General features: G+C 69.2%; 23 protein-coding genes and 8 pseudogenes. 19 read left to right on the forward strand and 12 right to left on the reverse strand.

Annotation, left to right across the window (positions count from 1 at the left end):
* Nucleotides 1-1,144: IPT/TIG domain-containing protein (locus ACH4UM_RS34080; protein WP_398188037.1), on the forward strand; the 1,144-nt coding region annotated here is incomplete at its 5' end.
* 307 nt (nt 1,145-1,451) lie between these two features.
* Here ACH4UM_RS34080 and ACH4UM_RS34085 read toward each other — a convergent pair.
* Genes ACH4UM_RS34085 through ACH4UM_RS34095 form a run of 3 tightly spaced genes read right to left on the reverse strand, consistent with a single transcriptional unit; the run spans nt 1,452 to nt 3,186 of the window.
* The gene (locus ACH4UM_RS34085) at nt 1,452-1,784 is read right to left on the reverse strand and encodes a transposase (RefSeq protein WP_398188040.1); all 333 of its coding nucleotides are present in this window, start codon (nt 1,782-1,784) and stop codon (nt 1,452-1,454) included.
* 9 nt (nt 1,785-1,793) lie between these two features.
* Entirely contained in the window at nt 1,794-1,916 is a 123-nt protein-coding gene (locus ACH4UM_RS34090) for a transposase (protein WP_398188043.1), read from the reverse strand.
* Between the two features lie 25 nt (nt 1,917-1,941).
* Entirely contained in the window at nt 1,942-3,186 is a 1,245-nt protein-coding gene (locus tag ACH4UM_RS34095) for an alpha/beta hydrolase family protein (RefSeq protein ID WP_398188045.1), read from the reverse strand.
* A gap of 76 nt (nt 3,187-3,262) precedes the next feature.
* Between ACH4UM_RS34095 and ACH4UM_RS34100 the strand changes: the two genes are divergently transcribed.
* On the forward strand, nt 3,263-3,670 hold the full coding sequence (locus ACH4UM_RS34100; protein WP_398188048.1) for a hypothetical protein: 408 nt from the start codon (nt 3,263-3,265) through the stop codon (nt 3,668-3,670).
* A 9-nt stretch (nt 3,671-3,679) separates the two neighbouring features.
* Nucleotides 3,680-3,898: a helix-turn-helix transcriptional regulator gene (locus tag ACH4UM_RS34105; protein WP_398188051.1), complete on the forward strand. Its 219-nt coding sequence runs from the start codon at nt 3,680-3,682 to the stop codon at nt 3,896-3,898.
* A gap of 44 nt (nt 3,899-3,942) precedes the next feature.
* Here the strand turns inward: ACH4UM_RS34105 and ACH4UM_RS34110 are convergent.
* Nucleotides 3,943-4,312 (reverse strand): annotated as a pseudogene (locus tag ACH4UM_RS34110) (transposase family protein); the annotation flags it as partial.
* Here ACH4UM_RS34110 and ACH4UM_RS34115 point away from each other — a divergent pair.
* Nucleotides 4,303-4,556 (forward strand): annotated as a pseudogene (locus tag ACH4UM_RS34115) (cupin); the annotation flags it as partial. The pseudogenes ACH4UM_RS34110 and ACH4UM_RS34115 sit on opposite strands and share 10 nt — an antisense overlap.
* A gap of 64 nt (nt 4,557-4,620) precedes the next feature.
* Here ACH4UM_RS34115 and ACH4UM_RS34120 read toward each other — a convergent pair.
* Nucleotides 4,621-5,592: an NAD(P)-dependent alcohol dehydrogenase gene (locus ACH4UM_RS34120; protein WP_398188054.1), complete on the reverse strand. Its 972-nt coding sequence runs from the start codon at nt 5,590-5,592 to the stop codon at nt 4,621-4,623.
* 256 nt (nt 5,593-5,848) lie between these two features.
* Here ACH4UM_RS34120 and ACH4UM_RS34125 point away from each other — a divergent pair, with 256 nt between their 5' ends.
* Together ACH4UM_RS34125 and ACH4UM_RS34130 are read left to right on the forward strand one after the other, a co-directional pair.
* Nucleotides 5,849-6,349, forward strand: a complete 501-nt coding sequence (locus ACH4UM_RS34125) for a hypothetical protein (protein ID WP_398188057.1) — start codon at nt 5,849-5,851, stop codon at nt 6,347-6,349.
* A 131-nt stretch (nt 6,350-6,480) separates the two neighbouring features.
* Nucleotides 6,481-7,894, forward strand: a pseudogene (locus tag ACH4UM_RS34130) (NF041680 family putative transposase); the annotation flags it as partial.
* 351 nt (nt 7,895-8,245) lie between these two features.
* On the opposite strand, the gene ACH4UM_RS34135 reads toward ACH4UM_RS34130, so the two are convergent.
* From ACH4UM_RS34135 to ACH4UM_RS34145, 3 genes are all read right to left on the reverse strand, one after another.
* Nucleotides 8,246-8,809 carry a TetR/AcrR family transcriptional regulator gene (locus tag ACH4UM_RS34135; protein ID WP_398188060.1) on the reverse strand — a complete coding sequence of 188 codons (564 nt, stop codon included), beginning with the start codon at nt 8,807-8,809 and terminating at the stop codon, nt 8,246-8,248.
* A gap of 182 nt (nt 8,810-8,991) precedes the next feature.
* Nucleotides 8,992-10,383 (reverse strand): amidase, encoded by a 1,392-nt coding sequence (locus ACH4UM_RS34140; protein WP_398188063.1) that lies wholly within the window; start codon nt 10,381-10,383, stop codon nt 8,992-8,994.
* Nucleotides 10,370-10,579 (reverse strand): hypothetical protein, encoded by a 210-nt coding sequence (locus tag ACH4UM_RS34145; protein WP_398188066.1) that lies wholly within the window; start codon nt 10,577-10,579, stop codon nt 10,370-10,372. The genes ACH4UM_RS34140 and ACH4UM_RS34145 overlap by 14 nt, the downstream gene beginning before the upstream one ends.
* A 129-nt stretch (nt 10,580-10,708) precedes the next feature.
* Here ACH4UM_RS34145 and ACH4UM_RS34150 point away from each other — a divergent pair, with 129 nt between their 5' ends.
* From ACH4UM_RS34150 to ACH4UM_RS34160, 3 genes and pseudogenes are all read left to right on the forward strand, one after another.
* On the forward strand, nt 10,709-11,971 hold the full coding sequence (locus ACH4UM_RS34150; protein ID WP_398188069.1) for an MFS transporter: 1,263 nt from the start codon (nt 10,709-10,711) through the stop codon (nt 11,969-11,971).
* A 24-nt stretch (nt 11,972-11,995) separates the two neighbouring features.
* On the forward strand, nt 11,996-12,910 hold the full coding sequence (locus ACH4UM_RS34155; protein ID WP_398188071.1) for an MBL fold metallo-hydrolase: 915 nt from the start codon (nt 11,996-11,998) through the stop codon (nt 12,908-12,910).
* Between the two features lie 360 nt (nt 12,911-13,270).
* A pseudogene (locus ACH4UM_RS34160) lies at nt 13,271-13,783 on the forward strand (winged helix-turn-helix domain-containing protein); the annotation flags it as partial.
* Nucleotides 13,784-13,969: 186 nt separating this feature from the next.
* Here the strand turns inward: ACH4UM_RS34160 and ACH4UM_RS34165 are convergent.
* Nucleotides 13,970-14,617 (reverse strand): annotated as a pseudogene (locus tag ACH4UM_RS34165) (helix-turn-helix domain-containing protein); the annotation flags it as partial.
* Nucleotides 14,618-14,832: 215 nt separating this feature from the next.
* Nucleotides 14,833-15,285, reverse strand: a complete 453-nt coding sequence (locus ACH4UM_RS34170) for an iron chaperone (RefSeq protein WP_398188074.1) — start codon at nt 15,283-15,285, stop codon at nt 14,833-14,835.
* Between the two features lie 162 nt (nt 15,286-15,447).
* Here ACH4UM_RS34170 and ACH4UM_RS34175 point away from each other — a divergent pair, with 162 nt between their 5' ends.
* The gene (locus tag ACH4UM_RS34175) at nt 15,448-16,038 is read left to right on the forward strand and encodes a TetR/AcrR family transcriptional regulator (protein WP_398188077.1); all 591 of its coding nucleotides are present in this window, start codon (nt 15,448-15,450) and stop codon (nt 16,036-16,038) included.
* 46 nt (nt 16,039-16,084) lie between these two features.
* Here the strand turns inward: ACH4UM_RS34175 and ACH4UM_RS34180 are convergent.
* Nucleotides 16,085-17,029, reverse strand: a pseudogene (locus ACH4UM_RS34180) (hypothetical protein); the annotation flags it as partial.
* Between the two features lie 609 nt (nt 17,030-17,638).
* Here ACH4UM_RS34180 and ACH4UM_RS34185 point away from each other — a divergent pair.
* Nucleotides 17,639-18,403, forward strand: a complete 765-nt coding sequence (locus ACH4UM_RS34185; RefSeq protein ID WP_398188080.1) for a hypothetical protein — start codon at nt 17,639-17,641, stop codon at nt 18,401-18,403.
* A 111-nt stretch (nt 18,404-18,514) separates the two neighbouring features.
* Here ACH4UM_RS34185 and ACH4UM_RS34190 read toward each other — a convergent pair.
* Nucleotides 18,515-18,875 (reverse strand): annotated as a pseudogene (locus ACH4UM_RS34190) (IS5/IS1182 family transposase); the annotation flags it as partial.
* A 394-nt stretch (nt 18,876-19,269) separates the two neighbouring features.
* Here ACH4UM_RS34190 and ACH4UM_RS34195 point away from each other — a divergent pair.
* The 8 genes and pseudogenes from ACH4UM_RS34195 to ACH4UM_RS34230 all read left to right on the forward strand — a co-directional run bounded on the left by ACH4UM_RS34195 (nt 19,270) and on the right by ACH4UM_RS34230 (nt 23,185).
* Nucleotides 19,270-20,034 (forward strand): TnsA-like heteromeric transposase endonuclease subunit, encoded by a 765-nt coding sequence (locus tag ACH4UM_RS34195; RefSeq protein WP_398188083.1) that lies wholly within the window; start codon nt 19,270-19,272, stop codon nt 20,032-20,034.
* A 319-nt stretch (nt 20,035-20,353) separates the two neighbouring features.
* Nucleotides 20,354-20,629, forward strand: coding sequence for a hypothetical protein (locus ACH4UM_RS34200; protein WP_398188086.1), 276 nt, complete (start codon nt 20,354-20,356; stop codon nt 20,627-20,629).
* 107 nt (nt 20,630-20,736) lie between these two features.
* Complete coding sequence (locus ACH4UM_RS34205; protein WP_180686620.1) at nt 20,737-20,985, forward strand: antitoxin MazE7; 249 nt, start codon at nt 20,737-20,739, stop codon at nt 20,983-20,985.
* 15 nt (nt 20,986-21,000) lie between these two features.
* Complete coding sequence (locus tag ACH4UM_RS34210) at nt 21,001-21,372, forward strand: toxin Doc (RefSeq protein WP_398188089.1); 372 nt, start codon at nt 21,001-21,003, stop codon at nt 21,370-21,372.
* Between the two features lie 138 nt (nt 21,373-21,510).
* A complete protein-coding gene (locus ACH4UM_RS34215) occupies nt 21,511-21,744 on the forward strand; it encodes a hypothetical protein (protein WP_398188092.1) in 234 nt (77 codons plus the stop codon).
* A gap of 340 nt (nt 21,745-22,084) precedes the next feature.
* Nucleotides 22,085-22,390: pseudogene (locus ACH4UM_RS34220) on the forward strand (LexA family protein); the annotation flags it as partial.
* A 307-nt stretch (nt 22,391-22,697) separates the two neighbouring features.
* Nucleotides 22,698-22,943 (forward strand): hypothetical protein, encoded by a 246-nt coding sequence (locus ACH4UM_RS34225; protein ID WP_398188095.1) that lies wholly within the window; start codon nt 22,698-22,700, stop codon nt 22,941-22,943.
* Nucleotides 22,940-23,185 (forward strand): hypothetical protein, encoded by a 246-nt coding sequence (locus tag ACH4UM_RS34230; RefSeq protein ID WP_398188098.1) that lies wholly within the window; start codon nt 22,940-22,942, stop codon nt 23,183-23,185. Before ACH4UM_RS34225 ends, ACH4UM_RS34230 begins: the two co-directional genes overlap by 4 nt.
* Nucleotides 23,186-23,268: the final 83 nt, after the last annotated feature.

Here is a 23,268-nt window from a genome sequence, read left to right on the forward strand (position 1 = left end):
CACGGCTGCCGCGTCGTTCACGGTGGTCTCCGCCACCCAGATCACCGCCGTCACGCCGCCCGGTGCCGCGGGCTCCGTCCAGGTCACGGTCACCACTGCGGGCGGCACCAGCAACGGCCTCCCCTACACCTACGTGCCCTCTCCGACCCTCAGCGGGCTTGTTCCGGTCCAGGGGCCGGTCTCGGGGGGGACCACGGTGACGCTGACCGGTACGAACCTGACGGCGGCGACCGCGGTGAAGTTCGGTGCCACGGCTGCCGCGTCGTTCACGGTGGTCTCCGCCAGCCAGATCACCGCCGTCTCGCCGCCGGGGGCTGCGGGCCCGGTCCAGGTCACGGTCACCAGCCCCGGCGGCACCAGCGGTGGTCTCTCTCACTTCTACGTCAGCGCGCCGACCCTCGCGTCCGCGGCTCCGGTCCAGGGGCCGGTCTCGGGGGGGACCACGGTGACGCTGACCGGTACGAACCTGACGGGGGCGACCGCGGTGAAGTTCGGTGCCACTGCGGCCGCGTCGTTCACAGTGGTCTTCTCCACTCAGATCACCGCCGTCTCGCCGCCGGGGGCCGCGGGCTCCGTCCAGGTCTCCGTCACCACCCTGGGCGGCACCAGCAACAGCCTCCCCTACTTCTTCCTCAACCCGCCGACCCTCACGTCCGCAGGTCCCAGCCAGGGGCCGCTCTCCGCGGGGACCGCGGTGGCGCTGACCGGTACGAACCTGACGGCGGCGACCGCGGTGAAGTTCGGTGCCACGGCGGCCGCGTCGTTCACGGTGGTCTCCGACACGCAGGTCACCGCCACCGCCCCGGCGGGAGGCGCGGGCCCTGTCCAGGTCACGGTCACCACCCCGGGCGGCACCAGCAACAGCCTCCCCTACACCTACGTTCCCTCGCCGACCCTCACGTCCGCAGGTCCCAGCCAGGGGCCGCTCTCCGCTGGGACCGCGGTGACGCTGACCGGCACCAACCTCACCACCACCACCGCGGTGACCTTCGGCACCATGGAGGCCGCGTCGTTCACGGTGGTCTCCGACACGCAGGTCACCGCCACCGCCCCGGCGGGAAGTGCGGGCCCTGTCCAGGTCACGGTCACCACCTCCGGCGGCGCCAGCAACAGCCTCACGTATACCCGAATCCAGTCACCCTGATGAGATCGCGGCGGGAGGGACTGTAAGAGGTCGCTTCTATCTCTGATGTTCCGTTATCACGCCTTTTCTTGCGCGTGATGGTGTGGTGCTGTGGGGGCTGCGGAGTCGGTCGGTTCTTATGGGCTGAAGGGGGTGACGGTTGGGGCTGGAGGAGGCTTGCGCCTGTCTCATCCCTGGATGCCCGGCCCGCGACTACGAGACCCTCCCGGCCCGCTCCGCAGCCATGATCCACCTGGCCATGACCGACCTCATGGCCCGCCGCTCACCAGCGAAGCCACATCTCCTGGCACGACCCGACATCACCGGATCAAATCCGCATCAGGGGATGAAACAACAGGAGAAAACGACCACTGATGCCGAGGGTGTCCTGCGCCCAGGTGGTGAAGTCCTCGCCGCCGAAGGCGTTGTCGGCCCAGACGAGGACGATTTCGGGGTGCCGGTGTGGGAGAGGGGTGAGCAGGGTTCGGGCGGCGGCGCGTTCCTGGACGTCGGCTGGGGTGACGAGCAGGTCGACCAGGAGGCCGTCTTGGTCAACGATGAGATGTCGCTTCCGACCGTTGATCATCTTTCCCTGATCCCATCCGCTCGTGGATTTCGACACGGTTTCCGCGCCCTTGGCGGACTGAGCGTCGATGATCACACGGACCGGTCAGGGGCAGCGGCTGCCGCGCAGGCGCAGCCGATCGAGGATGCGCTTGAGCACGCAGGCCTTCGCCCAGCGCGCGAAGTAGCCGAACACGGTGCGCCAGGGGATGCCGAAGTCCGCGGGCAACCGTGGTGCGGGGACGGCGGGTGTCTCATCGGAGGAACCGGATCTGCGGGTAGCGGGGTGATGGGCGCTGGAGCAGGTGGTTGTCGAGGTGGCGTAGATGCAGGTCGAAGAATGCTCGGACGTAGTCGCGTTGCGCGTGGATGGCGCGGTGCGGGTCAAGGGTGCCGATTGCTTGCATCACCTGGCTGGGTGTCAACCCGAGGGCGGGCGCGGCCTGGGGTAGCAGTGTTTCCAGGTCGGTGAACGAGGTGTGGGTGGAGCCGATGAGAGCCAGTTCGCGTTTCCAGCCGTACTGGCTGGTCCAGAACTGATCCCAGCTGGGATCCTCCGGGCCTGGGCTGGGGTCGCTTCCGAAGAGAAGGAATGGCCGGTCGGTGCCGGCGGTGACGGGTGGCAGGAGACTGCCGTCCAGGTTGACGCCGGCCCGCAGGCGCCGATCGGCGCGGATGGCTGCGGCGGCTGTGGCGCCGCCGAGGGAGTGGCCGAGCATGCCGACGCGGGACAGGTCAAACGCGCCGGCGAGGGTGGGTGGCAGGGGTCGCCGTCCGGCGTCGGTGTTGTGTCCGGCGTTGAGCGCGGCGAGCTGGCCCAGCACGAACCGGGTGTCCGCGGTGCGGACAGCGAGGGCCTTGGTGATCAGGGCGTCGTCGATGTCGCCGGTAATGGCGAAGGTTTCCATCCGGCCGCCGGGAAACTCGACTTGGTCGGCGTCGTAGGTGTGGTCGATGGCCACGACCAGGTAGCCGTGGCTGGCTAGTTCCTCGATCAGAACACTGCCGAGGCTGCGGTCACTGCGCAGGCCCGGTGAGTACAGGACGACCGGCCTCCCGCACCGGCCGGGGTCCACCGGAGCGGCCAGGTGGGCGTGCGTGGTCGGCAGCAGCAGCGTGCCGGGCGGGATGCCCTGTTCCCGCTCGAAGCAGGTGACGGCGCCGGGTGACATCCACGGCGCGGGCGGGTGGCCATGGGCGGCGCGTGCCGGGTACCAGAGCTGGATCATGAGTTCCCGAGATGGGCGGGAATCCTGCCAGGGATCGACACGTGCCCGGTCGACCAGGTGCAACGAGACCGTGCCCAGGGGGTGCGGACCGGTGGGTGCGGGCAGGGTGAGGCGCACCGGAGTCGGTGTGGGGTTGGCGGCGACCAGCGAGTTTGCGGCGGGTCGCGACTGGGCGGATGCCGCGGTGGCCATCGGGACGGAAGCGATGGCTGACGCCACGGCGGTACCGAGCAGCGCTCGGCGGGTCAGGAGCCGTCTCTCGTTCAACATCGCCGAAATGTAAGGTGTCCTTTCCATCAAGTCAAGGTCGCTTGACTTGATGGAAAGGACACCTTACATTCATCGCATGGCAAAGCAGGTACAGCAGGACCAGGTGACGCGCGCGGCCCGCCGCGCTGTGCTCATCGACGGCATACCGGTGTCCACTTTGGGCGTGACAGCCCTGGCGCTGGGCAGCAACCCCCATCAGAGCACCGCCCAGAGGGCCTGGTGGATCGCGGCCACCATCGTCTTCACCCTCGCGATCGCCTGGGTGCTGCTGCGGGCATTCCGGCGCGCGGACGAATACCTGCGCAGGATCCAGTTGGAGAGCATGGCCATCGCGTTCGGCGCAGTCCTCGTGGGGCTGCAAGTGGCTACCCTGCTCGATGCCGCAGGCATCATCCAGCTCCATCAGCTCGCGCAGTTGATCCTCCTCGGCGGCGTGGCAATCTGGATGACGATCGCCGACCTGCGTACCCGCCTGAACCGGTGACGGCGCATTGTGAAGAACCGACTACGCGAACTGCGTGCAGCCCGCCGGTGGAGCCAGGCCGACCTGGCCGACCGGTGCAAAGTCTCCCGGCAGGCCATCAACGCCATCGAAACCGAGCGGTACGATCCCAGCCTGCCTCTGGCGTTCACCATCGCCGACGTCTTCGGCCTGACCATCGAGGAAATCTTCCGTCCTGACCAGGCGGAAACGACGGACGATCCGGCCTGACCTTGAGGCTTTTCAGCCGGTATGGCGGTTCGATCGATGGCGTGATCGATTGCGTGCAGGACGAGGATGGCGTGCACGATTGCGGTGGCGCGACGTGGGAAACAGCGCACCTTGGCCAAGATCTTCCAAGTCTGGAGCGTGGCGATCGCTGGTTCGCCGCGGGCGCGGATCGCGGATCTTCGCGTGGGCCCGGTTCGCAGCCTGCTGACGGCATGACAGATTCGGCCTGGAGCGGCGCTGTTTGAACGGAGTGCGCACGCTGCCGCGAGCACCTTGCCGGCCCTTATCCGCGAAGGCCATCACGTCTGCGCTGGTCAACGCCTCGATGATGCCGTGGGTTCGAGCCGCGATCAGGTCGTCCGCCGTGCCCGGCAGGGCCGGTGAAGCCCAGACGAGCCGGCCCGCCGCATCAGCGCTGGTCGGAGTCCACGGGCTCGATCGCGGGCACCGAGACCTGCCAGATCCACCACAACGGCCATGTGGTGCAGGGAGGGATGTGCCTGCGCATGGACGACGGCGGCGAGGGCGGGGTCGGCCCCGGCGACGTCTTCGTGTGCCGGCCCGGCCACTACGCCTGGGTCTGGGCGTCGAACAGGTCGTGGTGCAAGAGCTCGTGGGAGGCACGGCCCAGGAGTATGCAAGGGCCGCGGAGACGTGAGCGGATCCGGATGTGCCCCGCGGCGCGCGTCGCCGCGGGGCACATCCGTGGAGGGCCGACCCGGTCAGACCGTGACGACGACCTTTCCACGCGCGTGCTCCTCTTCCAGGTACCGGATGGCCTCGGCGGCCTCACCCAGGGTGTAGGTCCGGTCGATGACGGGGGCAAGCCTCCCGGAGTCGGCCAGCTCCCGCAGCTCCGCCAGCACCGCCTTGCTCGGTGCCGGCCCGATCAGCGGGCGCAGCCGCTGGCGAACGAGGGGAGAGAGCACAACCCCCTTGAGGATGAGCACGGGAGCCCCGAGGAACTGCCCAGGGCTGCCCCCGCCGCCCAGGACGAGCGTCCCGGTGGGCGTGAGGGCGCGCCGGAGCGCCCAGATCCCGTGGTTGGCCACAAGGTCGAGAACGACGTCGTACCGCCGCCCGGCGCGCGTAAAGTCCTCCCGCGTGTAGTCGACGACGTGGTCCGCCCCCAGCGAGCGGACCAGCTCGGCGTTACGCGTGCTGCACACACCGGTCACCTCCGCGCCGAGCGCCCTGGCGATCTGCACGGCGAACGTGCCGACCCCGCCGGACGCGCCGTTGACCAGCACCTGCTGCCCCGGCCGCAGCCCCGCAACGTCGCGCAGTCCGCGCAGGGCCGTGTTCCCAGCCAGCGGCAGGGCCGCCGCCTGCTCGAAGGTCAGGGCGGCGGGCTTGCGCTCCACCCACGCGTCCGGAACGCACACGTACTCCGCGAACGTTCCATCGACCTCGCCGAACACCTCATCGCCCGGCTGGAGATCCGGTACGTTCCGGCCGACCGCCACCACCTCACCCGCGAAGTCCCGGCCCCGGATCCGGGCCCGGGGCGCGCGCGGCCCCAGCGCGAGGCGGGCCACGTACGGGTCGCCGCGCATGAGGTGCCAGTCGTACGCGTTCAACGCGGCGGCCCGCACCCGCACCAGCACCTCGTCGTCGCCGGGCACCGGCTGGTCCACGTCCCTGAGTTCCAGTGCGGCCGGTGGGCCGTACCGGTCCTGGACGACCGCTTTCATGTCGTCTCCCCCCTTGCGGTGTACTCGCAGGTTAGGGGCAGGTCCTCCGGCCGGGCATCGGGGAAGTGCCGTAATCCCGGGGGAGGAGGGCGGGTGTGTGTCTTGCAGCTTGCTGCCGCTTGGCATGTATGGATCAGGAACAGGTACTGAGCTTGTTCTTTAACCTCGGTCCGTCCATGGCGGGTTGCTGGCGGGCCTGAGCGTGAGCGGTCGAATCGGGATGCGCCGCTCTGCGAAGCAGTTGCACACTCACCGCATGGCCTTGTTCTTTGGGCGGTTCCGGGATCCGTGCAGCACCGAGTACGACTTCATCAGCTTGATCATTGTGCGGTGTCCTGGCTGCGAGAAGGCCGCTCGTGTCGTTCCAGCGCCCGAAGACTCTGATCCCGGGGGTCGGATCCTGTTCACGCCGCGACGTCTGGTCTGCCGTGGCTGCGGACTGTGTCGAGTGTGGAGCGGCCGTCGTGTCGCGCTCCCTGCCGGCACAGCTCAACCCGCGACGGATCCGTACTTCGGTATGCCTTTGTGGCTCCAGGTTGAGACCCGGCACGGGTGGTTGTGGGCGTACAACCTCGAACATCTCGACTTGATCCGTCGTTTCGTCCAGGCACCGCTGCGGGAACGAGCGCCCTGGTACGACACCGGGCAGAAGATGACGTTGGTGGCCCGTCTCCCGGCATGGATCAGGCGGGCGAAGAACCGGGACGAGATCCTGCGTGCCGTCAGCCGCATCCAGGCCTCGCTGGCTGCCGCCTGACCTGCTCACCGGCGTTCAAACATCACTCGAACTTGATCTCTGATTGGGCTGTTCAACGGACATGCGGGCGGCCTCCGCACGATCATGTGCTCCGACCAAAGAGGCACTTGACCGGTGCGAAGGCCGTAAGGGTGAGTCTGCTGCCTGATGCTGTTCCGGCGGAGGCGTTCGCGAACGCCTCACGCTTTCGGGACCACTTATTCGACTGTCCGACCGCGCGCGGGACGAGCTGTTCGAGCTCGTGGACGCGTTGCTGTGCGCGGACGGTCCGGTGACGTCGCCGGTAGACCTGACGCTGGTGGCCGAGCACCGGCGCGGGCACGGCGCCATGTACGAGGCGTTGAACCACGGGAACGTGGACGTGCCCCGACTGCGGCAGGTGCTGGCCGGTCTGCCGATGCCGCGAGCCGCCGACGGGCGCCTGGTTTTGGCTGTCGACGCCAGCAACTGGTTGCGCCCTGACGCTCCGACCAGCGCGGACCGTCTGTTCTGCCACGTCTACGGCCGCAGCGGACGGTGCTCGGACCAGTTCATTCCCGGCTGGCCGTACTCGTTCGTCGCCGCCCTCGAATCGGGCCGGACGTCCTGGTGCCAGCTCCTGGACGCCGTCCGTCTCGGCCCCGAGGACGACGTCGTCGAGGTCACCGCCACCCAGCTTCGCCGTGTGGTCGAGGACCTGATCGAGATGGGCCGCTGGCACTTGGGCGACCGCGACATCCTCATTGTCTTCGACGCCGGCTACGACGCCCCGCGCATGGCCCACCTCCTCGACGGCCTCCCGGTCGAGGTGCTGGGACGGATGCGCTCCGACCGCGTCATGCGACGGCCGACGCCCTCGCTCAAGGAGTACGCCCTGTCCTGCCCCCAGGTCGGGCGACCGCCGAAGCACGGCAAGGAGTTCCGCTTCGCCAAGCCCGAGACCTGGGGCGAGCCGAACGCGGCAACCGTGCAGGTCACCGACCGATACGGCACCGCCCGCGCGATGGCCTGGGACCGCATCCACCCCCGCCTGACCACCCGTTCCGCGTGGATCGACCACGCAGGCGAACTCCCCATCATCGAGGGCACACCGATCCGCCTCCAGGTAGACCGCCTGCCCGGCGGCCACGAGCCGCTGCCGCTGTGGCTGTGGTCGTCCGCCACCGGCCTGAACAGCGAGGACGTCGACGTGCGCTGGCAGGCGTTCCTACGGAGATTCGACCTGGAGCACACCTTCCGGCTGATGAAACAGACCCTCGGGTGGACCCGTCCGAAGCTGCGGACCCCCGAGGCCGGCGAGCGCTGGACCTGGCTGATCATCGCCGCGCACACCCAGATCCGACTTCTGCGCGACGCCGCCGCCGACTTGCGACGCCCGTGGGAGAAGCCCGCCGAGCCCGGCCGGCTCACCCCGGCCCGAGTCCGCCGGGGTTTCGGAACCTCCGCCCCCATCTGCACTGTCCAGCCCGCGCACCAAAACCCTCGACTCCCGGCCCTGGAAGACCACTTGGCTCGAAGAACCGAGGGCCCACCACCCGCTACGACGTGGGCAAGACTGTGAAACGAGAGGGCAAAGCGACCCGCTGGCGTCAGATCGATCTCGACTGGCTCCGCGCCCGACGAGCCGCTGGACGCACCTGCCGCGAGCTGGCCGAAGAGACCGGCTTCTCGCTCGGGATGATCAGCTGCCTGGGCCGACGGCACGACATGCCCGGCCGCCGGACAAAGGCCGGTCGGGCCGACAGCAGTCACGCACGGGCACCGGCCCGGCGTCGTCCTGATGGACGTCCGCATGCCGCGCCTGGACGGGCTGGAGCCGGCGCGCGCTGACCCGCCCCGCGCGGCGAGGTCGCCCCGGCCTCCGAGGCGCGGGCATCGGAGGCACTGCCAGCGGGGCACGCCGGTGCGATCACCTGGTCACGGGCCGGTCGGGCCGAGAATCTCTGCCACGAGTCGGCGCGCGTACGCGGCGTCGAGTCCGTCCGGACGGAAGAGGATGCGGTACATCATGGGCGCGACGACGCGGTCGATGACCGTCTCGACGTCGGGCGTCTTCTCCCCACGTCCAGCTGCTCGGGTGAGGATGAAGCCGATCTGGTCGGCGGCGTAGGCCGAGCACTGGCCGGCGTTGCTGCCGTCCGGGTCGCCGAGCAGGGCGTCGCGGATGTAGGCACGACCGGCGGGACAGGCCATCTCGTCGAGGAACTGCTCGGCCCAGGCCGTCAGGTCGGATGCCAGGGCACCGTGGTCCCCCGGCGCGGTATCGGGCCGCAGACGCTCGACCGCTACGTCCGACAACAGCTCCTGCAGGTCCCCCCAGCGGCGGTAGATCGTCGACGGCGTCACACCCGCACGCCGGGCGACCAGCGGCACCGTCAGGGCGTCCCGGCCCACTTCCGACGCGAGTTCGTGTACGGCGGCGTGGACCGATGCCTGGACCCGGGCGCTGCGCCCACCAGGGCGCACCATCTGCCTGCTCATAGAACCCACCTTAAAGCAAAATCATTGCGTCTAGCGAACCGTCCACCTCCGTGCGACGAACTGGCCACTTGTTCGACGACCTTCTCGCCACGAGCCGTGTACGCACCGCCACCTCGTGCACGCCTGCGAGAGCGGCGCCTTCGGCCCGGATGGAATGGTTCGGCCGGGCCGGAAGCACTCGTTCAGGCTGCGCGCGCGAGCTCGCGGGCGGGCTGGGTCTGCTCGTAGGCGTGGCCGACTCGCAGGAGCACGCTCTCTCCGAGCGGTCGCCCGAGCAGCTGCATGCCGATCGGCAGACCCGCCGCATCGTGGCCGACCGGTACCGACAGGGACGGCAACCCGGTGATGTTGGCAGGGGATGAAAGGCGTACGTAGGCGTCGGAGACACCCTCGACCGTGCCGTCGGCCCAGGTGATCGTCTCCTGGCCGGCCTTGACCGCGGTTGCCGGGACGGTGGGGGCGGCGACCAGGTCGACGTCCTGCAGCATGCGCGCCCATTCCTGCCGCATGAGCGTGCGGGCGCGCTGGGCGCGAAGGTAGTCCCCGGCGGGCATCAGTTCGCCGGCCTCGAGGAGCATGCGGACGTCGGCCTGGTACAGCTCGGGGACCGCGCGCAGGGTGCTCTCGTGGTAGGCGGTTGCCTCGGGCACCATCAGGCCCCACTGAGTGGCATGGATGTAGCGGGTCATGGGGATCTCGACGTCGACGAGGCGTGCGCCGAGGGCCCGAAGCTGGTTGATCGCGCGCCGTACGGCGGCTTCCACCTCAGCATCGACGTGGTCGAAGAAGTAGGTACGCGGCACGCCCACGCGCAGGCCCGTCAGGTCCGCATCCGCGACGGGCCGGTAGTTCGTGCCGGGTGCGGTCAGGGAGGCGGGATCGCGGGGGTCGTGTCCGGCCAGGGCCGCCAGGACCAGGGCCGCGTCCCCGACGGTGCGGGTGATCGGGCCGACGTGGTCCAGTGACCAGGACAGGGACGTGATGCCGTGGCGGGGGACGAGGCCGTACGTCGGCTTGAAGCCGACCACCCCGTTCAGCGCGGCGGGCACCCGGATCGATCCGCCGGTGTCGGTGCCCAGGGTGAAGGTGGCGGTGCCCGCGGCGACGGCGACGGAGGATCCGCCGCTGGAGCCGCCGGCGACCCGGCCGGTGTCCCAGGCGTTGTTGGTCTGCGGGGTGGTCAGCCCGTAGGCGAACTCGTGGGTGTGGGTCTTGCCGACCAGGATGGCTCCGGCCGCCGACAGGCGTGCGGCGACGGTGCTGTCGGCCTGCGCGCGGTGGTCGGCTCGGACACGGGAGCTGGCCGACGTCGCCACGCCGGCGACGTCGATCAGGTCCTTGAGGCCCATCGGGATGCCGTGCAGCGGACCACGGTAGCGGCCGGCCGCGATCTCGTTCTCGGCTTCGCGCGCGGCCCGGCGGGTGTGCTCGGCGGTGACGGTGACGTAGGCCTGAAGGTGCGGGTCCACCTGTTCGATGCGCTCCAGGACGGAGTCAGCCAGCTCGACGGGGGACAGCCGCCGGGCCCGGATCGCGTCGGCGGCTGCGCTCAGGGACAGTTCATACGGCTGCATCGTGCGTCTCCTGTTCCGCGCGGTAGGCGGAGGCGGGTGGGGTGTCCCCGAAGTCCAGCTCCCGCAGGACCGCGACGACGGAGTGGATGTGGTTGGCGGTGGCCGCGACCGCGGCGTGGCGGTCGGCCGGCAGTGGGAGCCCGGTGCGGGCGGCCCAGCGGGCCGCTTCCGGCGGGGTGAGTTCAGCGGAGGACATGGACTTCTCTCTCCTCAGGGCTGGAGGGGTGGAGCAACTCCCGACCAAAAGCTAAGAGTTTGCGTTAGCCGACGGTAGAGCCTATGGTGCATTAATGCAAACCCATTGCGTTTAGCCCCGAGGAATCTCATGTCCACCGTCACACCCCGCGCACCTGCGCAATCCAGCCATCCGGGAGCCCGCACCCAGACCGCCAAGCGCGCGGCGTCCTTCGTCCTGGACGCCTCGATCCTGGCGGCCCTCCTCGCGGCATCCAGTGCGCCGACGCCGCTGTACCCCCACTACCAGGACGCCTGGGACCTGTCCGCGCTCACCATCACCGTGGTCTTCAGCGCCTACTCCCTGACGCTGCTGCTGGCGCTGCTCACCACAGGTGCGCTCTCCGACCACCTCGGGCGGCGTCCCGTCCTGGTGGGCGCCCTGCTGCTGGAGGCCGCCTCCATGGTGCTGCTGGCCTCGGCGGACGGCGCCGGAGCGCTGATCACCGCCCGGATCCTGCAGGGAGCGGCCACCGGCGCGGCCACCAGCGCCGCGGGAGCGGCCCTCCTCGACCTTCAGGACCCCCTGCGCCCGGGCCGGTCCGCCCTGACCAACAGCATCGCCCCGGTGGCGGGCATGGCCGCCGGCGTCCTGGCCTCCACCCTCCTCGTCCGCTTCGCCCCCGCGCCCACGGTCACCGTGTACGTCCTGCTGGCGGTCCTCTTCGCTGCCCAGGCGATCGCGGTCACGTTCACCGCGGAGACGGCCCGCGCACACGCCGGTGCCCTGCGGTCGCTGCGCCCTCACCTCGCCGTGCCGTCGCCGGCACGCAGCGCCCTGCTGGCGGTCGGCACCGCTGTCGTCGCCATCTGGGCCCTGGGCGGCTTCTACTCCTGCCTCGGACCGGCGCTCGTGCACCTCGTGGCCCCCGGTGCCTCACAGGCGGCCGGCGGCATGGTCTTCTTCGTGCTCACCGCCGCGGCCACGCTCACCGTGTGGACACTGCGGTGCACGGCGCCGCGCGCCGCCGCCACCGGCGGAAGCCTGGCCGTCATTCCGTCCGCGGCCCTGAGCCTGCTCGGTCTGCACGGCTCCGGCTTGCCCGCCGTCTACGGCGGCGCGGTCCTGGCGGGCGTCGCCTTCGGGGCCGTCTCCCAAGGGGCGCTGCGCATGATGCTCGCCCCACTCGACGAGCAGGGCCGCGCCGCGACCCTGGCCGCCTACTACGTCCTCAGCTACCTGTCCATGAGCCTGCCCGCCATCGCCGCGGGCGCCGCCACCCAGCACTACGGGCTGAACACCGCCGCCCACGCCTACGCCGTAGCCGCCGCTCTGCTCGCCGTCGCGGGCCTGGCAGCACTCGCCATGTCGAGACGCAGGGCAGCCCACAACGCACACAACGACCTTCCGTAACGAGACCAAAGGAAACAACCGATCATGAGCACTCCACCGACCACCGACCCGACCGCCATCCCCTGCTGGACCGTGGGCGACGTCACGGTCCACCGCATCGACGAGGTCCTCCTGCCGCCCGCCACCGGACTGTGGCTGCTGCCCGGCGCCACCCCGGACGTCGTCGCCGGGCAGGACTGGCTGCGCCCCCACTTCGCCGACGACGAGGGCGTCCTGCACATCGACAGCCACAGCTTCGCGTTCACCGTCGGCGGGCTGCGCATCCTGGTGGACACCGGCATCGGCAACGGCAAGGAGCGGGCCAACCCCGCCTGGCACAACCTGAACACCGACTACCTTCAGCGCCTCACGGCGGCTGGATTCCCCCCGGACTCCGTCGACCTGGTGATCCTCACCCACCTGCACGCCGACCACGTCGGCTGGAACACGCACGAGGTGAACGGAGAGTGGGTTCCCACCTTCCCCAACGCCCGCTACATCACCTCGCGCGTCGAGCGGGAGTTCTGGGCCGGGTACGACATGGAGGAGGCGCGCAAGCAGATGTTCCGCGACTCCGTGATCCCGGTGGAGGAGGCGGGGCTGCTCGACCTCGTCGACGTCCCCGCAGACGGCGTCGAAGTCGTCCCGGGCCTGCGGCTGATCCCCACCCCCGGGCACACCCCCGGCCACATCGCCCTTGGGCTGACCAGCCGCGGAGATACGGCACTGATCACCGGCGACTGCATCCACCACCCCGTCCAGCTCGCTAACCCCACCATCGGCGCCTGCGTCGACATCGAGCCCGAGCGGTCCGAGGCCTCGCGCCGCAAGCTGCTCGGTTCGCTCGCCAGCACGGACACCCTCGTCCTGGGCACCCACTTCGCGCCGCCCACCGCCGGCCGTGTCGTCACTCATGAGGGCGCCTACCGGCTCTCGCCCGTCCCCGCCGACTCGCACTGACCGGCGACGGTCCAGCCCGCACATGAAGATCGTCATCGAAGCCGGCGGCGACGGCCTGGCCGCACACTCCGGGCCCAACAAATGGACCGGCTTGCCCGCAGGATCGGCGTCGTCGTCTCCGGCAGCAACATCAGCGCCGAGCGCTTCCCGGAGATTCTCACCGGGTGAGGCGCAACGTGCGTTGGACGGTGGTGGGTCGCCGTAAACGGCCCTTCGGATCCGTCTTTCGAGGTCCGTGCGATCACCGGTGGTCTTCGCACCGGTAGGCGCGCTGGGGGAAACGGACCGGGTAATCCGTGGTGTGTGAGGTATGCGGACGGGGGCGGGTTGACGCCGGAGGCACGCCGACACCGAGAGGTGGTGCGGAAGCAGGCGGCGGAACTATTCGCCCAGAAGGTGAAGCCGACCGAAGTCGCGCGGCGGCTGCGGGTGAGCCGGAAGTCGGCCTACCAGTGGCGCCAGACTTGGCGGGACGGAGGCGAGGAGGCCCTCGCCTCGCGGGGGCCCAGTGGATCGCGGTGTCGCCTGTCTCCGTACTGCCTGCGGAAGCTGGCCCAGTACTTGGAGCAGGGCCCGGCCGCCCATGGCTGGGTGGAGGACCAGGTGTGGACCGCGGCCCGGGTGGCCACGCTGATCGGCAGGAAGTTCCACGTCTCCTGCAGCGTCTCTGGCGCTACCCGGCTGATGCACCGGCTCGGCTTCACAGCACAGATCCCCGCCCGGCGGGTGGCGGAGCGGGATGAGCAGGCAGTCGCGCAATGGAAGGAGGTGACCTGGACAGAGGCAAAAGAGCCCGGGCGGCCTGCGGAGGGTGGATCTGCTTCGAGGACGAAGCCGGCTTCACCCGCAGGCCGCCCAAGGGACGAACCTGGGCCGCCGTGGGATCACTGCGCAGGTGACCATCAGCGGACGGCGTTCGGACGCCTGTCCGTGGCCGGTTTGATCGCGTGGGACCGGCTCAGCACCCACGTCTCCCACAAGATGCGCCGACTCGTCGCCGAGCGCAAATGGTTGACGGTGTTCCTGCTGCCCGCCTATGCGCCGGACCTGAACCCTGTCGTGCCGGCCGCCGCGCTCGGCCCACTGCCGCCCTGGGTGGGGTTGGAGGTTGAGCGGGCCGAACTCGTCCATGCAGAAGATGACTTCGGGCTCGCCTTCCTCGGGTATGACCTCGCGGTCGGCGATCGCGTAGAGGTGCTCGACGCGGGCCTTCTTGGCGGCATAGTCGGGGTCGCGGGAGGTCTTCCAGGTCTTCACGCGTTGAAACGAGACGCCCTCCTCACGAAGCAGGACCCGAAGGCCCTCGTGGCTGATGTCGTCGACCACCCCCTCGGAGACCAGGAAGTCGGCCGGCTTGGCCAGGCTCCAGGTCGAAAACGGCAGGCCGTGCTCGGCCGGCTTGGACTTGGCGATCTTCTTGATCTCGCGGCGTTCCGAGAGGCTGAAGGTCTTGGGCCGCCCGCCCTTGTACTTGGGGTAGAGCGAGTCGAAGCCGTCGGTGTTGAAGTTGTGGATCACGTCCCGGATCCGGTCCGCGCTGGTGAACGTGACCTCGGCGATCTTCGCCTCGGGCATGCCCTGGGCGGACAGCAGCACCATCTGGGCCCGCCGCCAGGTCACCACCGACCCGGTGCCCCTGCGGATGATCCGCAGCAGCCGTCTGCCCTCGGCGTCATCGATCTCGCGGACCCGCACTCGCTCTGCCATCGGCCAGCCTGGCGCACGCGCGCCGTCCGAAGCGGCACCCGGACGGCGCGTCACATCTGCGACTGAGCATGTAGTTGGCAGGATTTGCCACCTGCTGTGGTCAGCCTGGCGCCTCGACGTCGTCAGTGAAGGCGCGCAGCAGATGCTGTACCAGCAGCGCCAGGCCGCCGAGCACGCCAAGGTGCCACAGGCCCAGCCCGTTCACCGGGCGCGCCTTAGCTCACCGCCTGCTTCACGAGCGCACCGATCCGCGCCTCCACCTCGGCCGTCACCTCGGTCAGGGCGAAACCGGCCGCCCACATCGTGCCCTCGTCCAGCTTCGCCTGGTCGCTGAACCCGAGCGTCGCGTAGCGCGCCTTGAACTTCTCCGCGCTCTGGAAGAAGCACACGACCTTGCCGTCCAGCGCGTAGGCGGGCATCCCGTACCAGAGCTTCGGCGCGAGGGCCGGGGCGCCGGCTGTGATGACGGCATGGACCCGCTCAGCCATGATCCGGTCCGAGTCCTGCATCTCGGCGATCTTCGCGAGCACGTCCCGCTCCGCCTCCGCCGCCTTGTCCGCGCGCGAGCTGCGGCGGGCTGCCTTCTTCAGCTCTTGGGCGTGGTCCTTCATCGCGGCCCGCTCCTCGGCCGTGAATCCCTCGTGCGTGCTGCTTTCGGTGCTGCTCATGGCAGATCTCCCTCTGAGGGTCTGATGTGCTGGATCTTGGGCGCGTGGGTGGCGACGTGCCGCCACATCCGACATCGGCACGGGACGTGCCGATCGAGTCTGAATACTGCACGCAGCCCTCGACATTGTCAACGGCACGCCATGTGCCGTTAGGATGGCGGCATGACCGACACGCCCGCCACGCCGAGGCGCCGAGGCGCCGCGCGCACCGAAGAGCTGCTGCAGGTAACCCTCGATCTGGCTGCGGAGGTCGGATACGCGGGCCTGAGCATCGAGGCGGTCGGCCGAAGGGCCGGGGTCGGAAAACACACGATCTACCGGCGCTGGCCGTCCATGGCTGCGCTGCTGCTCGACGCGCTCAGCCGCGTGTGGACCAGCGACCTCGACTACCGCGACACCGGGGACGTCCGCGCGGATTTGCGCGAACAGTTCCTACGCTCGGGCCGCGCCCTCTCCAGCCCGCCGATCGGCCCCGTCTACCGCGCAGTCATCGCCGAGGCGCAGGCCGATTCAATGCTGCGGGCGACCCTGCACGAACGATTCCTGGTCACCGTCGAGCAGCGCACCCTCGACCGAATCACCCGCGCCCAGCGCACCGGTGAACTGACCGCGGAAGCGAATCTGGAATTCGCCGCCGAGGTGCTGTGCGGCACGCTGTACTACCGCAGCCTGCTGTCAACCCGCCCCATCGACGAGGACGCGGTCGACGGACTGCTGGACATGTTCATGGCCGCCTACGGAACCAGCAATTAGGACTCGACCGCACAAGTCGGACCTGCTCTCCCGATCCGAGGACCGTCAGGTGGCAGTTGCGTCCGTTCTCGCAGCGCCAGCGCTGCTCGCTGGTGTCGATGCCGGCCCCGCAGCGCGGACACGCCTCGGGGAAGGCGATGGGCTGTTCGTCGCCGGTGCGCAGGTGGGCGACGGGGGCCTCGACGCGCGGTATGACGTCGCCGGCCCGGTGCACCATGACGTGGTCGCCCAGACGCAGGTCGCGGCGGGTGATGTCGGCCGGGTTGTGGAGGGTGGCGTACGTGATGGTGGCGCCGTCGATCTCGACCGGTTCCAGGACGGCACGCGGGGCGATGATGCCGGTGCGGCCTACGTTCCACTCCGCCTCGAGCAGCCGGGTGATCTTCTCGACGGCCGGCAGTTTGTAGGCGATCGCCCACCGCGGAGCGCGCGAACCCGATCCTGCTGTCTGCTGGTCGGCGGCCGGGTCGGCCTTGATGACGATCCCGTCGATCCCGAACGGCAGCTCGGCCCGCAGGGCGGCGATCTCGGTGCCAATCGCGTGCGAGACATCCTCCCCGGCCGTCCCGTCCCCGCGTGTGATCAGCTGGCTCAGGCGGCCGCCGGCGTAACGGGCGGCGACCGCGAACCCGTCCAGCTTCGGCTCGACGCTGAACCGCTCGACCTCGTGGCCGATGCGCCGGGCCAGGGAGGCGGTCCAGGCGGTGAACTCCTCCGGCGAGAACACGTTGTCCAGACTCAGCATCGCCACCGTGTGCGGGACATCGCCCTCCACGGCGCCGTCGGCGACCTTGCCCGTCGGAGAGTCGGGCAGCACCTGATCACGATGTTCGGACTCCCACGCGGCGATGCCTCGCACCAGCCGGTCGTAGGCGTCATCGTCCAAGGCCGACGTCCCACCCGCGTAGTAGGCGGCCGACGCCTTCACCGCGTCCTCGACCGCCTGCGCGTAGGCGGCGGCATCCGTGATCGCAGCTGCAGGTGTTGTCATGCCCGTCATCCTGCCTGCCACCACTGACATTGATACTCGTACGCGGGTTCCGGCGGTCGTGGCTCTGCCACTGACTGGCGCCCTGCTGGGCTGTCTTCGCGTTGTTCTGCCCGGCCGCCGGAGCCTGGTTCTCATGGCACCGGCCGGGCGGACCATGACCTGATAGGAGCTTGGCCAGAAGCCCCTTCAATGTCCTGTCTGAGCCGCCCGGCCGACGCCACCTCCGGCTAGGAAGGCGTTCAACAGCATGGCAGCGCGCATCGGCAAGTCCGACCCCATCGACGCCTACGCCGCCGCCCGCGCCGCCTTGTCCGGACGGGCCTCCAGCGGAGAGGGATGAGCTGGTGATTCGGACCCGTCGAAGCAGTCTGGTTGTCACCAACAAGGCATTCGACTTGTCACATGCGCTGATGTGAACGGAATGCGCAAGAACGGACCTAGGACGGACCTAGGACGGACCTAGGACGGCAGCTCTTAGCCTCAATCTTGCACAACGGCCCCGCAATGAGCCGTCATGCACTAAAGCGCGTCACGGGGGCTCGCACGCCTCTCGGCGGCGCTGCTTGCATGGGAGACAACTCACCAAGCACACATCGTCAGGGGGACCACGTGAATCTCGCCCGAAAGCCGGCAGTCGAAGCCATCGCGGCCGGCCTCACCACCTCTGGCGTCGTCACTGCAACCCCGGCCAGCGCCACGAGGGAGAGGTCCGTGAGGGCACCACGCAGTATACTGCGCGCGTTCGCAGTCATCAGTCTGCTGTTCACCGGGACGGTGATCACAGTCGCGCCGGCTTCGGCGACGACACAGGCTCCAATCGTCACCAACGTCTCCGTCAAGGTGACATCCGCGAAGGGTTCGCTACTGCCCTGCGCGCAACAGGTTAAGGCGCAGGCGCTAAAATCCTGGTCACCCAACGTTGTCGCCAAGGCAGTCGCAACACTTTGCGACTTTAAACTCAGCCATGTCGAAACGACTCGCCCGGCAACGATGCATCCGCAATCGACGGGGCCTGGCAGTTTCTGCACAAAAGCAGACGACGGCATTCCCACCATCGCTAACGTGAGAATCAGGTGGTGCTTTAGCGTGTACGCCGGCACTCCAGGGTATGCGCAGCCAACCAGCCTGAATTGCTCCCAGTCTGCGACCGGGTTCTCGATCGATCTGCATGGCCCGTGCCAATGGTATGGGCAGATCCCGGCTTATGGAAATGGAAACCAAGCCTTCGGCGCAACCGAGAACTTCACTAGTAACGCCGAAATTTTTGGGCATGGGATTCACGCTGATCACTATCTGAACATAGCGACACACTGGGACGGCACGAGTTGCCTGAGTAACGACGAAGATAGCGCCGGTAAGTGCTGGACGCCCTAGCACTAGCCTCTTGTGGCCCCCATCGCGAGATGGGGGCCACTTTGGCGGATCCAGAGCTCTGCTCAGAAGAGTTCAGTGCGAAGCGGGAAATTGAGGAGTTTGATGACAGCGTCAAAGGCCTCGGCGAGCTTCCCGAACTGGAGCACGGAAGCGCCCGCCCTTGTGGAGCGCGAGGACGGTTTGCCCAGGACGGGTGATGCGGGTGGTGCTGCAGCGGAGCTTGCACAGGAGACGCCAGGACTTGAGAGTGCCATTGCCTGTTCACCAACCGGATGGATCCTGGCGTGGGAGACGTTGACGACCTTCTGGCCTTCGGAGAGCTTCTCCCAGCGGCCGCAGTAGGGACGCGCACCGTGCTGCCGGCGCCCTCATACCCCTTACCGGCCCAGCAGCGCACGCCGGCCTGGGTCAGCGCCGCCATCACGCCGTGGGTACGGGCGGCTTTGACCGCCCACAGCAGCCTCCCGAACGGGCCATGCTCAAGCGTCCAGACGGCACCTCCATCCCGAGGCGGGCCTGCCGTCACTGGCATGAACCCGGTGACAACAAGCCCGCCTCTGTGACACCTATCGTGCTTCGGCTCAACGGGTTGAGCCGAAGCTCAAGAGTTGTCACCAGCGGCACCAGCTGAGCTGGCGAATGGGGACGACCGAGGCAGCCTGGTTGTCACACACGAGGCATCCGACTTGTCACAGACGCTCATTCAGCAGTCTTTCTGTCACCAGAAACGAAGACGGGGAGCCTGAGGTTCTCCGCGGCGCTTCTATGAGCTCATGTCCGCTACACGGTCTGGGTCGGAAAGGCTGGTCGAAGCCGCTGACGCGGGGTCCGTCTGGTCGCATCAGTGCAGCTGGGAGGACCTTTTCGTGCCGACGGACGTCGACGCGGGCAGGTCCGGCCTGGATCTGGGCGACGGCTGGACGAGACGGTGGACGGTCTCGTGGCGGGCAGGCGGGAACGATGCGTCCTGCTCGGTGCACGATCTCGTACAGGAGCCGGTGCTCACGAGCGACCCGATGCGGCACTTCACCTGGCGCCGGGACCAACGGCACCGTCCTGGCCTGCAGTTCCTGACCAGCACCGGCCGTCACCACGGCGCGGAGAGCCTGGAGGAGAGCCGGGTGCTGATGGCCCTGGACTTCGCCGGCGACGTGGTCGACGTCGTCTCGCAGCCACTGAAGATCGCCTTCGCAACCTGCGGGAAGCGCCGCTCCCACACCCCTGACTACCTTGCGGTGACCCGCCGCGGCGTCTGGCTGATCGACGTACGCCCCGAGCCTTTGATCAAGGAGGCGGACCGGGAGTCGTTCGCCGCGGCCGCCGAGGTCGCCGTCGCCTGCGGCTGGCGCTACGCGGTGGCCGCCCGCTGGCGCGAGCATGCCTTCGCAGGGCTGGACGCGATGGCGTCGCGGCGCCGGCTGAGGTCCGATCCGCTGGGGCTTCGGCCGGTGCTGCTCGCCGAGGCCGCGGGCGGGCGGAAGTTCGGCGAGCTCGCGGCGGCAACGGACTGCGAGCCGGTCGCCCGGGCCCAGCTGCTGCACCTGCTGTGGTCCCGGCAGCTGGGCGTCGACCTGGCCGGCCCGCTCCAGGACCGCTCGCTCGTGATGCCCGCCGGGGAGACGGGCCGGTGACTGCGGCGGCCGTGCTGGACCTTTCCCCCGGCGCCGGACTGGTGCTGGACGGGACGGAGTGGACGGTCGAGCGTCGCGAACCGCACCTGGGCCGGGTGCAGCTGGTGAAGGACGACGGCACCCGCGAGCGGGTGACCTTCCGGTTCCTGGCCAACCATCCGCAGTGCCGCCCGTCGTCGCGGACGTCGTCGGCGGGGGCCGACCGGGGCCGACCGGGGCCGCCAGCGCAAGGCATCCGAGGACCTGAAGGCGGGCCGGCTGGAGCTGACCGAGCTGCGGATGGCCCACCTGCTGGAAGTGGCGACCGGGTTCCGCTCCGGTGACCCGTTCCACCCGGGCCCGGGCGAGCCGAGAGCCGAGTACGACCGGCGACCACGACGCTCACCGGGCGCCGGCACGCGAAGTCTGCACGCACTCGCTGGTCGCCTTCCGGCTGACGCTGGTCTCCGACACGTCCGTCGACGTCGCGATGGTGCTGCGGGACGTGACGATGCCGCTGCCGATGCGGGCGGACTGGGGCGAGGACCTGGAATGGCCCTACCCCGGCCTGCCCGCCGCGGTGGTGGCCGAGTTCGGCGCGAGCAAGCACGCGTAGCACCCTGGACGTGATCTTTCGGTGATGCCCGTAAGCGGGCGCAGCGGCGCATGCACTCGCAAGCAGGTAGGTAGCGCGGCGCGTATACCGTGCGGGATACTACGGGTATGGCTGAAACCACTGTCAAGGTCGACACGAGCACCAGGGACACCCTGCAGGGGCTCGCCGCTGCGGAGGGTCTGTCTGTGAAGGCCTACCTCGCCAAGGTGGCTGGGGAGAAGGAACAGGAGCGGGCGCTGCAGACGGCGACTGCCGCTTTCCGCCGCGTGATCAGCGAGCCCGGCGTCATGGACGCCTTCGATGCCGAGTTCGGCGGGCTGCCGTCCGCCGCGCACGACACCTCACGGGCGGCCTGACCTGTGCCTCCCGTCGTGCACGTCGACTACCGGTGGTTCCTCGAGCGCCAGGAGGACATCCTCCGGGACGACCTGACCGTCAACGACTTCTCGGTCCTCGTCGGCATGGCCCAGCGCCACCGGGTCGACCCGCCCCGGCATGATCAGCACCATCCCGACGCCTTCTGGCGGGCTGCGGTCATGCTGGAGGAGTGCGTGCTGCTGCGCCCACTCCCGGCCCGCAATGAGGTGTACGGATATGGCGTCGCCATCGCCTACCTCGAGGCCTCCGGAGAACGCGTGGACACAAAGTTCGAGCTCTGGCGGGAACTGATCTACGACATCCGGGGCCTGCGGCTGGACTCGTACGGCATCGCCGAGAGGCTGCGTTCCTGGCGCCAGCCCTGATCCTGACCGGCGCTGCGTATTCCACAGAGAATCGACGGTTGCTCGCTCGGCGGACCGAGCCACGTGTTGCGCAGCAGCGCAGCACACCGAGGTAGCCGAGCCCAACTCTGGCGACGTTGCCCGGCTGCCGTGAAGGACATGGTCAGGGAACTTCGCATTGCGCTTGCTGAGGAACACTACGAGCAGCTTGTGCGCGAGGCGCGCGAGCGGCACGAGGATCCGGCGGTGTACGCCGGACGCGTCCTGGCCCAGGAGCTCGACAAGGCGCGGTTCCTCGAAGGCAGTGCTCTCTTCCTCAGCACGCCCGGTGTCCGCGAGGAGTTCGCCAGCCGGTTCGGCCCGCAGCCCGGCGCGGCCGCGTCCGCGGCGTAGGGCGGACAGCGACGCAGTGGATCTCTCGGTAGTGCCGTCCTGGCCCGGCACCGGCGAGACCCTAAGCTCCGTTCGGTGAGACGTTGCTGATCATCACGGCTGCCGCCTTGTGGGGCTGCGGTGCGGGCGTGCTCATATCCCGTCCCGCGTACCGGCTCTCCGTGCCGCCCGAGGAGCCGTGGCGGTCGGCGTGCCCGGCTGGCCATCCCCTCACCGGTACCGGAGGCGGCTGGCTGGGGCGTGCCCGCTGCGCCGCCGGGGACACCTACGGGCTGAACACTCTCTCCATCGCCTCCGCCACGGCCGTGGTCTGCGCGCTGCCGGCGGAACGCGCTACATCCTCTACCGTGACCCGCACACCCCCCGCGCCTACCGGGTAAGGCCCTCGTGGGCGCCCGACCTGGGAGGCCGGAGCGAAGCGCCGGCCGATGTACCGCTCGTCGGACGGATCGCCGCCGGCGCACCGCTACTCGCCGAGGAGATGGTCGAGGACGTCTACTCGGTGCCCCGCCAAGTCGTGGGTGACGGCGACCTGTTCGCCCTGACCGTGGTCGGCGACTCCATGATCGACGCGGCGATCTGCGACGGCGACATCGTCACCGTACGGAAGATGGACAGCGCCGACCACGGCGACATCGTCGCTTCTAGCGGGGTCAACCGTCGTGCAGCGTGATCCGATGAGGATCAGTGCAGCTCAGCAGCAGTGCGAAGGACGCTACCGCGCGCAACAGGTGTGGCGCTATCACCCGATCGGGTAAGGGACGCACCGTCTCATAGAGACCTGCACCTCAGAGCGAATGCCAGTGCGCATTGTCGGCGGCGCGGGTGAGGCTCTGAAAGGCCGCCGGAAAAAATCTTCGTTTCGCGAGTTCACGATCATGGGCTCCCCTGCCCCTTAGCTCATGACTGGCCTCGCGGCCACGCCCGCAGGAAGAAAAAAAGGGGGATCCCTGATGGACCCGGCCACGACCGCCATCGTATCGCTCGTCATCGCCAAGGTCTTCGCGCTGGTGGCACTCTGGCTGCGCCTGCGCTGGCAGGCCCAACGTGAACAGCAACGGCACCGCTACCTGCTCGGGGTCACCGAGAAGGTGGCCCCGGGCGGCCAGATGGAGCTGGACGACCGGGCCGGTGACGGGCGCCGCCTGCAGGTCAAGATCATCTGCACTCCGGTTCCAGGGGAGGACCAGGCAGCATGAACACACACGACCCCGCAGACGGCACCGACCCGCCGGCGGCCGCATCCGCCGGCAGCATGCACACGACCACATCGATGGCGGGCACGCAGCACGGCGGTGGTACGCGCCTGTCAGGGGACGGCGAGCAGGTCGCCGGGCCGTATGTCGACGGGGAGGTCCCCGTCGGCGGCCCGGACGTACCCGCCTCGCAGTGCCGACCTACCACGGTCACCGTCATGGCCCTTCCCGAAGGGCATGAGTAGTACGCGGGGGCAAGGGGTCTGGAACGCCCCGGACGCGGGGAGGCGGACCGGGGCTCGTGGTCGAGCTTATGCCCTGTGTTCCG

This window comes from Streptomyces sp. NPDC020801 (assembly GCF_044334385.1).
Classification (GTDB): domain Bacteria; phylum Actinomycetota; class Actinomycetes; order Streptomycetales; family Streptomycetaceae; genus Streptomyces.

Coding starts and splice junctions, on each gene's coding strand:
- ACH4UM_RS34095 (WP_398188045.1), bottom strand. CDS start 3,186: ATGTTGAACGAGAGACGGCTCCTGACCCGCCGAGCGCTGCTCGGTACC.
- ACH4UM_RS34100 (WP_398188048.1), top strand. CDS start 3,263: ATGGCAAAGCAGGTACAGCAGGACCAGGTGACGCGCGCGGCCCGCCGC.
- ACH4UM_RS34120 (WP_398188054.1), bottom strand. CDS start 5,592: ATGAAAGCGGTCGTCCAGGACCGGTACGGCCCACCGGCCGCACTGGAA.
- ACH4UM_RS34125 (WP_398188057.1), top strand. CDS start 5,849: ATGGCCTTGTTCTTTGGGCGGTTCCGGGATCCGTGCAGCACCGAGTAC.
- ACH4UM_RS34135 (WP_398188060.1), bottom strand. CDS start 8,809: ATGAGCAGGCAGATGGTGCGCCCTGGTGGGCGCAGCGCCCGGGTCCAG.
- ACH4UM_RS34140 (WP_398188063.1), bottom strand. CDS start 10,383: ATGCAGCCGTATGAACTGTCCCTGAGCGCAGCCGCCGACGCGATCCGG.
- ACH4UM_RS34145 (WP_398188066.1), bottom strand. CDS start 10,579: ATGTCCTCCGCTGAACTCACCCCGCCGGAAGCGGCCCGCTGGGCCGCC.
- ACH4UM_RS34150 (WP_398188069.1), top strand. CDS start 10,709: ATGTCCACCGTCACACCCCGCGCACCTGCGCAATCCAGCCATCCGGGA.
- ACH4UM_RS34155 (WP_398188071.1), top strand. CDS start 11,996: ATGAGCACTCCACCGACCACCGACCCGACCGCCATCCCCTGCTGGACC.
- ACH4UM_RS34170 (WP_398188074.1), bottom strand. CDS start 15,285: ATGAGCAGCACCGAAAGCAGCACGCACGAGGGATTCACGGCCGAGGAG.
- ACH4UM_RS34175 (WP_398188077.1), top strand. CDS start 15,448: ATGACCGACACGCCCGCCACGCCGAGGCGCCGAGGCGCCGCGCGCACC.
- ACH4UM_RS34205 (WP_180686620.1), top strand. CDS start 20,737: ATGGCTGAAACCACTGTCAAGGTCGACACGAGCACCAGGGACACCCTG.
- ACH4UM_RS34215 (WP_398188092.1), top strand. CDS start 21,511: ATGGTCAGGGAACTTCGCATTGCGCTTGCTGAGGAACACTACGAGCAG.
- ACH4UM_RS34225 (WP_398188095.1), top strand. CDS start 22,698: ATGGACCCGGCCACGACCGCCATCGTATCGCTCGTCATCGCCAAGGTC.
- ACH4UM_RS34230 (WP_398188098.1), top strand. CDS start 22,940: ATGAACACACACGACCCCGCAGACGGCACCGACCCGCCGGCGGCCGCA.